General features: G+C 41.8%; 6 protein-coding genes. 3 read left to right on the top strand and 3 right to left on the bottom strand.

All coding sequences use genetic code 11. The features are described from left to right. A partial coding sequence (locus VNZ46_RS11340; RefSeq protein ID WP_325560271.1) for a hypothetical protein occupies positions 1–1,482 on the top strand: 1,482 nt, incomplete at its 5' end. A gap of 80 nt (positions 1,483–1,562) precedes the next feature. Here VNZ46_RS11340 and hepC read toward each other — a convergent pair. From hepC to VNZ46_RS11325, 3 genes are read right to left on the bottom strand one after another with little or no spacing between them, the layout of a single operon-like run. Further along, on the bottom strand, positions 1,563–3,536 hold the full coding sequence (gene hepC / locus VNZ46_RS11335) for a heparin-sulfate lyase HepC (protein WP_325560270.1): 1,974 nt from the start codon (positions 3,534–3,536) through the stop codon (positions 1,563–1,565). Between the two features lie 11 nt (positions 3,537–3,547). Then, positions 3,548–4,432: a heparin lyase I family protein gene (locus tag VNZ46_RS11330; RefSeq protein WP_325560269.1), complete on the bottom strand. Its 885-nt coding sequence runs from the start codon at positions 4,430–4,432 to the stop codon at positions 3,548–3,550. Between the two features lie 13 nt (positions 4,433–4,445). Beyond that, positions 4,446–5,648: a glycoside hydrolase family 88 protein gene (locus VNZ46_RS11325; RefSeq protein WP_325560268.1), complete on the bottom strand. Its 1,203-nt coding sequence runs from the start codon at positions 5,646–5,648 to the stop codon at positions 4,446–4,448. 382 nt (positions 5,649–6,030) lie between these two features. On the opposite strand from VNZ46_RS11325, the gene VNZ46_RS11320 reads away from it, so the two are divergent. Together VNZ46_RS11320 and VNZ46_RS11315 are read left to right on the top strand one after the other, a co-directional pair. After that, entirely contained in the window at positions 6,031–9,198 is a 3,168-nt protein-coding gene (locus tag VNZ46_RS11320) for a TonB-dependent receptor (RefSeq protein WP_325560267.1), read from the top strand. Between the two features lie 12 nt (positions 9,199–9,210). Continuing rightward, a partial coding sequence (locus VNZ46_RS11315) for a RagB/SusD family nutrient uptake outer membrane protein (RefSeq protein ID WP_325560266.1) occupies positions 9,211–9,833 on the top strand: 623 nt, incomplete at its 3' end.

The raw sequence follows: 9,833 nt of genomic DNA, 5'->3' as shown, positions 1-9,833 counted from the left end.
CATACCTATGATCACTGGGGTGGATGGTACACAGAATGGCCACGGATCAGAGAGGTAGGTAATGGTAAAATGTTAATGGATATGCATGCCATGATGTATGATTTTCCAAAAACTTTCTCCAGGGCGAACAGCGGTGGCATTAAACCAATAAACAGCCATTTACGCTATATACCCGATTTTTGTAATTGGAACAACCAGCTGGTCATCGCTACGGATGAGACTACTGTTTTAGAAAATCCTATGGCTGGAAGGGCGCAATCCAATCTCTGGTTTGGCCAATGGAATGATTTGACAACATGGGGAGGTGCCACTGGCTGGGGAGGTCCCTGGGATAAGGATGATGTAAAAGCAGGTGTGCCATCGGATCCGTTTTTGGTAAATGGCTTTGATCAAAAAATACTGCACCTTGCGCAAACATCCGATAAAGCGGTTTCGTTTACCATCCAAATAGACAGAACGGGTCATAATCAATGGGAAGACTATAAAACCATCAGTGTACCTGCTAATGGTTACCGGTATTTGGTATTTCCGGATCAATTTCTGGCCACTTGGGTGCGTTTTAAGACAGATGCAGATTGTAAAGCAACTGCTTTTTTCCACTTTACAGGGAAAATGCAGGAGAGGCAAGATCCAATGTTCAGCACACTTGCTGCAATTGAGGACAAAGGTGAGTTCAATGCCAGCTTAATACGTCCTGCTAATTTTAATAAGAATCTGCAGGTGTTCAATATCAATAGTAAAAAATATAGCGAAGTTGACGAGAAGCTGGCCGCAATCACAAATACTGCAGACAGCACTTCACAAATGATGCGTTTGTTGAGCTTTAAAAAGAGTTATACCATGGATGATGCTTCGGTCATTATAAAAGACAACACGGGGACATTCCGCTTGCCTAAAACCTCAGAGCTATATGAAACTTTCCAATACAGGGACAAACGTGAGCTAGAGTCAGAGCGGTTTATGCTCAACATTCAGGGCACTTTTTACGAAGTTGGTCGCGAAGCCGGCTTTCTGGCCATGCGTCCCATTACTACACATCACAAAAAAATCATCGATTTTTGTACATGGCGCGGATTACTGGTGCTTAGTGGTACCACGAAAAACGCAACTCCAGACGGCCATTACTTTGGGAATCAAACCAACGGCTTATGGTACGGAGGGATTGATGATCTGTGGAAAATGGGCAAGCCTGCCGGGCAGGGTGGAGTCTGGAAAAACGCCAGTGTAAAAGCAAAGGATCCGTCACTTCCTTATTTAATGACGGGCTACGATCAGAAAAAGGTAGCGATCACCACAGATAAAGATGCCAGTATTACGCTGGAAGTTGATTTCGATTTAGCGGGTTTTCATGTCTATAAAACCTTTTTCGTTAAAGCCGGGAAAACCCTCAATTACGAGTTTCCTAAAGGATTTAGTGCCCACTGGGTAAGGGCAGTTTCAGATCAGGATTGTAAGGCAACAGTTTGGTTTACTTACCAGTAAATAGAACGCTGAAAAGAAAACAGGGGCAGTCCATATGCAGACTGCCCCTGTTAAGGTTATGGCATTGGCTGGTACAAAGTTTACTGCAAAGTCGTCTTTACAGTGCTGCTTACCCCATTAATAGTTAAAGTGATGTTTAGTGCTCCGGTAGTATAGTTATTTCCGGTATTTTCTTTAATGCTTATTTGCGGTGCTTTATCACCTGTGTAAGGATAAAGCACACTTACAAATTGTTGTGTTTTATCGTTGCTTTTCTGCTTTTCAAACACGAGAGCAGGTCTTTTGAGTTCTTTTTGGTAGGCGTAGGATACCTTTCCATCCTCTTCACGAAGGGTAATTTTGTCTGTGTTTAAGGATTGAATCAACAAGTTGTTTCCATCTGCATAAGTGGTGTACACTTTCTGCCCGGTTTGATCAAATACAGGTTTACTGTCTTCTTTCAGTTGAAAATGAACGCCCAGGTTTCCGGTGGCTTTGCCAATGGCTTTATCCAGGATTAAAAAATATTTCTGATCAATGAACAGCACACTGCGCTGGTGGTTCAAATCAGTGTAACTTGGGTTGGTATAGGTCAGTATATCGAGGTTTTTACTGGTTTCCCATTTGTTGAGTTGTGCTTTGGTGATCACCATGTTCTCATTGTTGAGTGTAAGTGTACTGTGTACTCTGGTTTGCCTGTACCAGTTTCTCATTTTTGTGATTTCGGCGTCTCCGCTGTATACAAAACATCCGGCATCTGGTGTAAAATTGCGCCCGTTTATCCACAGTTCGAAAGTGCCGTTATCTGGCTGTGCATGAAACTCTCCCGGAGGGCTTGCTTTTAAGATCATGATGGTAGCTTTCTCTGTCCATCCGTTTCTAAAGGTATAAAAGCCGGCGGTGGTCAGTCCTTTGGATAAAAAGTCAGGTGTTTTCCCTTCTTTTCCATCGGTAGCAAAATACCTGATGGCATCGTTGTTAGGAAAGGCGCTTAACCAGGATTGGAATTGCTGCATTCTAAATCTTTTTTCGGCCAGCCACGAGTCGCCAAACATAGGTTGATTATAGTTGGGGAAAGTAATACTGACAAAAGCCATGACCATTTTTTCTACCGTTTGTTTATAGCTTGCAGGAAACTCATTTTCTACCTGTGCTTTTTGCGCTGTTCTGTAAGCTTTTAAAAAGATGTCGATGGAACTGGCATGATAAACAGGCGATAGCTCGAATTGTACGCCATCCGGATAGACTTGTTTTTTTATTTCTGCATTCAGTACTTCTATGCCACTTTTACGCCATGCAGCAGCATCATTAAATTCAGGGAAAGAAGCCCCTGCAAATAATTCTCTCTGGGCTTCAAAGAGGCGATGGTTGCCCTCCGTAGCGTAATGTGTCGGGATATACTGTGCCTGTTCGTGGTAACTGTTTAAGAAGAACATCAGAAATTCAGGTGTTACTTCAGGTGAATTTACAAAAATAGAAAAGGTGGGTACCAGGCTTTGTAACCTGTCCGACACTTCCAGAGGTCTCCATGCAAACCGGTCGTTGTCTGCCGATAGGCCGAAAGGATTTTTCTTTGCCCAGTCGGCAAATTGAAGCATCCATTCCTTTGTATATTTCTCGTTTTTGGTGCTGCGATAGGCCAATGCCAGCGATTGCCACCATTTTACCCGGTGCAGCTGCCAGCGTACCTCATTGTCTTTTACAGGCCATAGCTGCCAGTTTATGTCTTTACCATAGTCAAAAAAGCCATAACCTTTCTGTGGTTGAAATTTGTGAAGCAGAGCGCTGTCTGCAGCAGCCCTGTTGGACGGATCGAGCGGACTGTCCAGATCAACGGTTTTTTCTGCATTGCTGAAATCTGGCGCTTTCTGCTTGTCTTTTTTGCGGTAATAATTCAGCAGTTCTTGTGCGGCTTCGTCGTATTTGGATGTGAGACAGGCACTTTTTACTTTTTCTAATCCGGGATAGTTGAGGTTGATAGCAGCAAAACTTTCCTTAGCAATTGGATGTTGCTGTGCCAGTACCTTAGAAAGGGATAATATGGCCAGTAAAAGGCCTGTTATTGTTCTTTTCATCTATTTTGCATTTATTGTAAGGGAAGTTTGATAATCCTGATGTTGTCGTGGTACGCAATGCGTGTAAGACCTTCCTGAGTTCCATATACCCCCCATTTGATGTATCCCAGGTTTCCGATACTTACGTTCCCGGCAAAAGTGCGATAGTTTGTCTTTTCGTCTACCAGCACATAATCACTTTGTCCAGGGAGTTTCATATAGGTTCTCATATACCCGGTAGGGCCATCTGCCCATAAAACATCAACCCTGAAATCGAGCCATTGGTTTACATAAGGCCGCAAATCAGGTATAATATCTTTTATAGAGGAGGAACCTTCATAGCGCAAGCGCATTGCGTTCCTTGCTGTGCGGAACTGAAGTGGAACGCCGGAACCGCTGGTTGAATTACCGGATACTTTTAGCTGAAAGACATTGGTTTCATAGGTTGGCCCGGAAACCCAGGATGTCCAGTCTCTCAACAGGACGCTAAACTCGTACCGGCGTTCATCTCCGGGAAAAAACCGGGCAGAGGGTATTGATATGGCATCGCTCTCGCTTCTGAAGGATCCGTCCGAAAAATAAGTAGAGTCGCCATAAACAATTTTATGAGCAATAGCATAGTTACTGCCATTTCCGGCAGGATTAATTAGGTAAGCGGCGTCGGCTGCGGTGGCATGGGTGGCCGTTATACCTGTGATACCGGAGCTGAAGGTGCCATTTTCATAGTTTACATTCAAGATGGTATCACCGTTATTAAAGGTTAAATTTTGAACATTAGTCAATTCTTTTTTGGTTAAATTAGCATTTGGTGACTGTTTTTGGTTCGCTAATACATTTTCTTCTTTGCTGCATGCGGTTGTTAAAAATAACAAGGCAAAGGTCACATACTTTTGCAAATTAATTGGTGTTTTCTTCATGGCGGTTTTTAGGTTAGTGATTTATTTTTTTTATCTCTGCATACCTTTTTAAAGCTTCCAGGTAATAATAATCAGCATAATCCAGTGGCGTATCTATTTCTGAATTATACAAAAATGCGCCTACACTGTGTTTCAAAAGAAAATAATGATTTTCTCCTGGTTTGGCCAAATAAGCATCGGAAGAAAGCGATTTTAAAATCTGCTCTGCATAATCAACATATTTTTCTCCGTTTTTGACCTGCTTGCTTAAATCAAGCAAAGCGGAGGCGATAACTGCTGCAGCAGAGGCATCCCTTGGGGCACGTTCTTCAGTGTCCAATGCATTGTGCACATCGTAATCCCATACCGGTATTTTATCTTTTGGTGTACGCGGATGGTTCATAATAAAGGCGGCAATATGCTCGGCCTGTGCTAAAAACTTAGGGTCTTTGCTGTTTTCGTAACACATGGTATAACCGTATAAGCCCCAGGCCTGGCCGCGTGCCCAGGCCGATTCATCAGTTAAACCCTGGTGTGTGGCTTTGCGCAATACCTTACCGGTTGCGGGATCGTAATCTACCACATGATAAGAGCTATAGTCTTTCCTGTAGTGGTTTTTCATGGTTGTTGTGGCATGTGTATTAGCTGCCACAGCATAATCTGGGTTTTTAAATTCTTTAGCTCCCCAATATAAATATTCCAGGTTCATCATGTTATCTATGATTACAGGATAATGCCACCAGGAGAAATCCCATGATTTAATGACACCGATTTTTGGATTAAAACGGTTGTAAAGGTGTTTGGCTCCATCGGCAAGAACAGGTAGATACGTTTTATCTCCTGTTATACGGTAGGCATTGCCATAAGAACAGTAGAGCATAAAGCCCATGTCATGTGTATTGGTGATGTGACGGACAGAATCAAGCGCCAATGTGAATTTTTTAGCTTCTTCGGCCAGATGTTGATCTCCTGTAAGTTCATATCCGTACCACAAACTGCCTGGGAAAAAGCCTGTGGTCCAATCTGTTAATCCGGCAGTTCTTACGGTTCCGTTCGGATTAACCGAGCGCGGGTTTTGACCAGGCTGATAAGTTTGTGCAGCTTTATTCAACTGAAATGAAATGACCTCAGTTGTTTTTTTGAACCAGTTTAATGGCGGGTCGTCTTGTGTTGGCGCAGCGTAACAGTTTAAAGCGATGGTGGCTGCTACCACTACTAAGCAAAATGCTTTTTTCATAGTGTTTGGATTTGAATCTTAGATATTAATTTGTATTTGTTTTGTAAAGTGAAATTAGAGTAGTTAAAAATGAAACACTTTTAATATCCACCAGAAATATTTTGAAATTGGTTAAACGCAAATTGAGCCTCACATTTTAAAATATCAGACTTCTCCGTTTTGAAAGGGTTAAAAAGCCCTTTAGTGGCGATTTATCATAGAAAAACACTTTTTTAAACAGTCCATTCATCAAATTTGATAGCATTTTAAACAAATTTGAAACTCAAATTGCACCGCCTTGCGTTAAATTCGTTTCTTCAAATCAACCAAATTATAAACCAGATAACGATAGGTACTCTACCTAACAACCAACCATGTCCTTAACCAACCAACTTGTAAGAAAATGAAAAGAACCCTATTGATCTTATTCTTGCTGACCACATCAACCTTGCTTTTTTCACAGGAAATTATTACCGTGAAAGGTGTAGTAAGAGATGGCACAAAACAAGCCATGCCCGGGGTTTCCATTTATGAAAAGGGAACTCAAAACGCGGTGGTATCCTCCAGCAATGGTACCTACCAAATCAAAGTAAAAGCAAATGCTACGCTGACTTTTTCCTATCTGGGAACAAAATCTGTAGAGCGGCAGGTCAACAACAGAACGACTATTGATGTCCAGTTGGTAGATGATGCCAATAACCTGAACGAGGTTGTGGTGACCGGCTACGGGCAAACGGTTGCGCGTAAGGACCTGACAGGTTCTGTCTCTTCTATAAGGGGTGAGGAATTGGCCAAAGTACCAGTACAAAACATAGCACAGGCCTTACAGGGCCGTATTGCAGGTATGCAGGTCACTATGGGGAGTGGAGATCCAGGCTCGGCACCCTCTATTAAAATCAGGGGAGGTACCTCTATAACACAGAGCAATGAACCTTTATACGTAGTGGATGGGGTACCGCAAACAGAAGGCCTGGCATTTCTGGATCCAACAGATGTAGAATCTATTGATGTATTGAAGGATGCATCTGCAACGGCTATTTATGGGGCCCGTGGGGCCAATGGCGTTGTTTTGGTGACAACCAAAAAAATAAAGAGTGGAAAAACAACTATTAATTATGATGGATATGTGGGGGCTAAAACGATTACCCGTTATTTGCCGGTTTTAGATCCGTATCAATATGTACAGTATGCATATGAAAACGCGTTGCCAAATGTGGGCAGAATGGCAACCTTCTTGAATACCTATGGTTCTTTTGATTCTTTGCAAACCCGGTACGCAAACCGACCAGGAATTGATTGGCAAAAAGAAGTTTTTGATAAAACCGCTATAAGTCAATACCATAAAATAGGTATCAACGGGGGGTCGAACGAAATCAAGTACAACCTTTTCTATTCCAAAAGTAAAAATGATGGTATTTTACTGAACAGTGGGTCCAATAAAGACATTGCCAAACTCTCCGTAGTAAACAATATTGGTAAGGATGTGACCGTAACCGGTATCGTAAATTATTCTGATCAGTTTATATATGGTACAGGAGGTACGCAAACTGGTGGAAATGCCCGCTTAAGCTTTTTGCAAACCTTGCTGCAATACCGGCCGATAAATGGAAAAAACAACAACGATCTGGATTTGATTGATGATACGATAGATCCTTTAGATAACCAGGGCAATCCGGCATTTCAAAGTCCGTTGATCTCGCTTAATTCCAGGAAGATAGAACAATCGATAAAAAATTTAAATGCCAGCGCAACCATCAGGTACAATTTTCTGAAAAATTTATCCTATAACGGATTGGTGAGCTTTAGTAGTCAAACCAACAAAATAAAAACGTTTATCGATGCCACCAATATCCAGGCCATCCGTTCCGGCGGACCAAATGGTGGTATAAGTGATGCTTTAACACAACGCCTATCTTACAACAACGTCATTACCTATGCCAACACTTTTGGAAAAGAGCATAAAATGGATGTATCGATAGGGCAGGAGTATATTTATAATTACGGAGAAAACTTTTCGGCCAGTGCGGCTGGCTTCCCAGTTGTTAACAATGGTTTTGATAACCTTGGGGCCGGAACCATTGCCAATTTCCCCACTTCATATGCAGAAGACGATAAACTTTTGTCCTTTTTCGCCAGAGCAAATTATTCGTATAAAGGTAGATATCTGTTAAGCGCATCGATCAGAAGAGATGGCTCGTCAAAGTTCGGTGAGGAAAATGTTTTTGGATACTTCCCATCTGCTGCCTTGGCCTGGAAAATCAATGAAGAAGCTTTTATGAAACAATTCAGCGCGGTCTCGGATCTGAAACTCCGTGTAAGTTATGGTAGCTCGGGCAACAACCGTATTGCGAATTATGCCGCCCTGGGTACCTATGTAACCGGTAACTATCCGCTCAGTAACCAGGTGATCAGTGCAGTGTATCAGGCAAATTTAGCCAATCCTTTCCTGAAATGGGAAACAGTAGTGCAGAAGAATATTGGTTTGGATCTGGGCTTATTTAAGCAAAGAATTATGCTGACTACGGAATTATACGACAACCGGTCTAAAGATTTGTTGTACAACACCAGAATACCGGCAAGTTCTGGTTTTGGTACCCAACTTCAGAATATAGGCGAAACTTCCAGCAAGGGGATAGAATTTACCTTGAATACCGTAAACATCAGAAACAGTGAATTTTTATGGAACACGAATTTCAATATTGCATTTAATAAAAGCAAAGTGCTTAAATTGAGTAATGAGGAAAACTCCTTGTTAACCAGCAGTTACAATACTTCATTTAACGACTATATCCTTAAAGTAGGACAGCCCGTTGGAATGATGTATGGTTATATCAGCGATGGGCTTTATCAGGTCAATGACTTTAATTACAATTCAACAACCGGCACCTATGTGTTGAAACCAGGTGTGGTAAACAGTGGTAATGCGCCTCAGCCTGGTTATGCGAAATATAAAGACATCGGCGGGCCCAATGGTGTGCCGGATGGTTTAATCAATGATCAGGACCGCACCATTATCGGAAATGCAAATCCGAAGTTTACCGGAGGTATCAACAATACATTCAGTTATAAAGGAATTGATTTAAGCGTATTTCTTGATTTTACCTATGGTAATGATATTTACAATGCCAATGTACAGAACAACCTCGTTATCTCCGGAGATTTCAACAGCAATTTAGCCTTTCAGGCCAACAGATGGACAAATGTAGGTGCTTCCGGGCAACTGGTTACCGATCCTGCAGAACTTGAAGCCTTAAACAAGGGTAAAAATACGGTTGCTTCCATTGGAGGTACAACGGCGGGAAGATTGACCAGTTTTGCTATAGAAGATGGTTCTTTTTTAAGAATCAACAATATCAGTTTGGGATACACCTTACCTAAAAAATGGCTGAGTAAAGTGAAAATTGCAAATGCCCGTATCTACGTTACTGCTTATAATTTGCATGTATTTACCAAATACTCTGGTTACGATCCGGAAGTCAGTGTAACAAATAATCCTTTAACCCCTGGTGTAGATTTTAGCGCCTATCCAAGAGGAAAATCTTTTGTTGCCGGTTTAAATCTATCGCTATAAAAAAATATAAAAATGAGAACAAAGCATATATATATAAGAAAAATGGCCTTTGCAGGTTTAATAATGCTTACGCCATTCATTTCATGCAAAAAAGCTGTTGAAACCACACCTTATTCATCATTTACTACAGCTAATTTCTTTCAGTCTGTTGGTGAAGCTTATTCGGCTACTCTGGGTGTTTATGAGGTAATGAAAAATCCCAGTACCTATGCCTGGTATATCCCATTGGTTTATGATGCAGATACCGATGTAGAGTTTTTAAGCCCGGGAGCCACCTCCAACGATTTCAGAGAAGTTTCCCACTATTACTATCTGGCTGGAAATTCATTGTTCTTTAGTACATGGAGTGCATTGTATAGTGGTATAGACCGCGCCAACGTTGTGATTGAGCGCATTCCGAAAATGGACGTGTACAGCAGTGGAACAGCTGCACAAAAGACAGATTTGAACCGTATGCTGGGTGAAGCCAAATTTCTCCGGGGATTTTACTATTCAGAACTGATCAGGCTTTGGGGTGATGTGCCTTTTAAAACCAAAAGTTCTGTAACCGGAGATGATTTGAGACTGCCATTAACAGACCGTGCTGCCATTTATGATCAGATCATTAAAGACATGCAGGAGGCCATTGAAGTGTT

The organism is Pedobacter sp. (assembly GCF_035566355.1).
Taxonomy (GTDB): Bacteria; Bacteroidota; Bacteroidia; order Sphingobacteriales; family Sphingobacteriaceae; genus Pedobacter.
This window is presented reverse-complemented; position numbering and strand designations above follow the sequence as displayed.

Coding starts and splice junctions, on each gene's coding strand:
- hepC (WP_325560270.1), bottom strand. CDS start 3,536: ATGAAAAGAACAATAACAGGCCTTTTACTGGCCATATTATCCCTTTCT.
- VNZ46_RS11330 (WP_325560269.1), bottom strand. CDS start 4,432: ATGAAGAAAACACCAATTAATTTGCAAAAGTATGTGACCTTTGCCTTG.
- VNZ46_RS11325 (WP_325560268.1), bottom strand. CDS start 5,648: ATGAAAAAAGCATTTTGCTTAGTAGTGGTAGCAGCCACCATCGCTTTA.
- VNZ46_RS11320 (WP_325560267.1), top strand. CDS start 6,031: ATGAAAAGAACCCTATTGATCTTATTCTTGCTGACCACATCAACCTTG.